This window comes from Burkholderiales bacterium, assembly GCA_035560005.1.
In the GTDB taxonomy this organism is placed as follows: domain Bacteria; phylum Pseudomonadota; class Gammaproteobacteria; order Burkholderiales; family Eutrophovitaceae; genus DASRFY01.
In genome coordinates, this window is the sequence record DATMAN010000061.1 from 1 (window position 1) to 3064 (window position 3064).

Annotated in this window: 4 protein-coding genes; all 4 read right to left on the minus strand. The window is 65.4% G+C overall.

Annotated elements, in window-relative coordinates:
• The coding region (locus tag VNM24_09115) for an ABC transporter ATP-binding protein (protein ID HWQ38749.1) at positions 1-359 on the minus strand (359 nt) is incomplete at its 3' end.
• Complete coding sequence (locus VNM24_09120; protein ID HWQ38750.1) at positions 356-1180, minus strand: carbohydrate ABC transporter permease; 825 nt, start codon at positions 1178-1180, stop codon at positions 356-358. The genes VNM24_09115 and VNM24_09120, both read right to left, overlap by 4 nt.
• Entirely contained in the window at positions 1177-2013 is an 837-nt protein-coding gene (locus tag VNM24_09125) for a sugar ABC transporter permease (protein HWQ38751.1), read from the minus strand. Before VNM24_09125 ends, VNM24_09120 begins: the two co-directional genes overlap by 4 nt.
• Before the next feature lie 58 nt (positions 2014-2071).
• On the minus strand, positions 2072-3064 hold a 993-nt coding region (locus VNM24_09130), incomplete at its 5' end, for an extracellular solute-binding protein (GenBank protein HWQ38752.1).

The window sequence follows — 3064 nt, forward strand, 5'->3', positions numbered from 1 at the left end:
GCGTCGCGCACTGCGGCGGCGATCTCCGCCTTCGGCGTGCGGATCATGCGCAGCGGAAACGCAATGTTGTCGAACACGGTCATGTGCGGGTAGAGCGCGTAGCTCTGAAACACCATCGCGACGTCGCGGTCGGCTGGCGGCAGCAGCGTCGCATCCCTCCCGTCGAGATAAACGCTCCCCTCGGTGGCAATCTCAAGCCCCGCGATGATGCGCAATGTCGTCGTCTTGCCGGAGCCCGAAGGTCCGAGCAGCGAAAAAAACTCGCCCGGTCGGATTTCGAGATTCACATCCTTAAGCACCGTGATGTCGTGGAACGACTTGCCGACGCCAACGAGCTTTACCTCCCCGCGGCGCGTCATCGCCGGCTCACGCCCTTCACTGCGCCAGCCGACAGCCCGGCAACGATGTGCTTCTGCGCAGTGATGCCGAGAACGATGACCGGAAGCATGGCCACCAGCGCCGCTGCGGCGAGCTGCGCCCACTGCGTCTGCTCGGTATTGATGTAGTTATACATCGAGACGGTTACCGGCTTCACCGTCGCCCCGCCGAGGACCACGGCGAAAAGGAATTCGTTCCAGGCGTTGAGGAAGACGAAAACCACCGTCACTGCGATCGCACCCCGCGCCTGAGGCAGGACCACGTGCCAGAGCGCCTGCCAGCGGTTCGCGCGGTCAAGCAGTGCCGCTTCCTCCATCTCGCGCGGGATGTCCTCGAAGTAGGACACCAGCAGCCAAATCGCGAACGGCAGCGAGAATGTTAGGTAGATGAGCACAAGACCGCGGTAGCTGTCCATCCAGCCGATGCGGTTGAGGATCAGGAAGTACGGGATGATCAGCCCGATCGGCGGCACGAACTGCGTCGCAAGGACGTAGAAGCCGAGCTGCGTCTTGCCGCGGAGCTTCAGGCGCGCAAAGGCGTAGGCCGCGGGCACCGCGATAACGATGGTGAGCGCCGTGGTAGCAAGTGCGATGACGATGCTGCTCGCGAGGTTCGGCACAATGTTGGTCGGACCGAAAAGCACCGCGGCAAAGTTCTTGAGCGTGGGCTCGAAGACGACCGTCGGCGGAAAAGCGAGCACCTCCTTTTCGTCCTTCAACGAGGTGAGCACGGCGAGCAGCACAGGTACAGTCCACACCGCGAGAAGGAACGCGCCGACTGCCGTCAGGAGCGCGCGCCTCACGAAGCCCTCCGCACGCGGAAGAGGATCACCGACACGGCGAGCGTCAGCGCGAGCAGTACGACCGCGGCCGCCGCACCGTAGCCGAGCGAGAGCTCGGCGAACGCGACGCGATATGCGTAAAGGTTGACGATTTCCGTCGCCGTGCCCGGTCCGCCGCCCGTGGCGGCATAGATGGCGGCGAAGGCCGACAGCGCGACCGTGGTGCGCAGGATCACCACAATCACGATCGCCGGGCGCAGCAGCGGAAGTGTGACGTGCACGAACCGCTGCCAGGCGCCCGCGCGGTCGATGCGCGCGGCCTCATGGAGGTCCGCCGGCAGCGCGGCGAGCGCGGCAAGCATGTACAGGAACACGAACGGCGTCCACTGCCAGGTATGGATCACGATGACCGAGACGCGCGCAAGCGCAGGATCGCCGAGCCAGTTCTGCGACGGGAAGCCGAGCGCGCGGACCGCAAAGTCCACGATGCCGAAGTCGGGCGTGAGCATCAGCGTCCGCCAGAACAGGCCGGCGACGACCGGCGCGAGCACGATGGGCAGGATGGCAGCTACGCGGAACGCCCACTGGGCGCGCGGAATCTGCAGGATAAGGAGCGCCATGCCGAGGCCGAGGACGAGCTGCAGCGCGACCGTGACGCCCGCGTAGACGAACGTGAAACCGAGCGCCCCCCAGAAACGCGCGTCGTGCCACATGCGCACGTAGTTCTCCGCGCCGACGAAGCGGTCCATTCCCGGCATGCCGAGGTTGATGTTCTGCAGGCTCTGCCAGAGGAGATAGGCCAGCGGAAACGTGGTGCTTGCCAGGAGCACAAGTACCCCCGGCGCCACCAGCATAAGGGCGAAGCGCCGCTCAGATCGTTCGACGAGCGCGAGCCGCCGCGCCGCGGACGACTTAGCCGCCACGCATGATTCTCTCGACTTGCACCTGCGCGTCGTCGAGCGCCTGCTTGGGCTTAACCTGGCCGACCAGCGCCGCCTGGACGATCTTTGCCATGGTCTCGCCGATCGCCGGCCACTGCGCCACGCGCGGCCGCCAGTCCACGTCGGTGTCGTGTGCGAGCGAGTCGAGCGAGGCCTCCAGCAGGTTGGTTCCCGCGTCGGCGATCACCTTGGAGAAGGGACCCGTCTTCCACATCGGGAGACGGTTTACCCCGAAGCGCTTCCCCGGACCCTTGAAGGCGTACGAGGTGCGGATCTGCGTCTCTTCCGATGCCGCCCACTGGATAAAGAGCCAAGTCGCCTGGCGGGCTTTCTCCGGCAGCGCCGAGTTGATGGGCATCGCCCAGTTCCAGATCGAGGTCACCCGCCGCCCGGCAGGGCCCCTCGGCCAGCGCGCGAAACCGATCTTGCCGACCACCTTCGAGCGCTCCGGGTTGGCAATCACGGTGACCGCGGTATGGCCGTCAATGAAGCAACCGATTGTGCCCTGCGCGAACGCGTCGGCGATGTCGGGCCAGTTCCAGTTCTGCGCCGCCTTCGGCGCGAAGGCGTTGTTCGTGCTGACGTACCACTCGAGCGCGGCGACCGCCTCGGCGCTGTTCACCCGGATCTTGCCGTCGCGGTCGAACCACCTGCCTCCGAAGGCGCCGAGAATGGAGGGATAGATGTACATGTTCTGCCCCGCGCCCGGCATGCCGCGCAGGCAAAATCCCCACAGGCGGTTTGCCGGGTCGTGCAGCGCCTTTGCGTTCTTGACGACGTCGTCGAACGTTTCGGCGGCTCGCAGCCCTTTTGCGTCGTAGAGATCCTTGCGATAGGTCTGCAGGGTCATCTCGCCATCGTAGGGAATGCCGTACGTACGCCCGTCCACCATGTCGGCCTTGCGCCAGGCTTCGAAGATGTCTTCGTAGCGGAACCAGGCCTTGTCGGTGAGTTTGGGATCGTC

Excerpts from the sequence above, each read along its gene's own strand:
- VNM24_09125 (HWQ38751.1), bottom strand. The coding sequence starts at position 2,013 with ATGCTGGTGGCGCCGGGGGTACTTGTGCTCCTGGCAAGCACCACGTTT.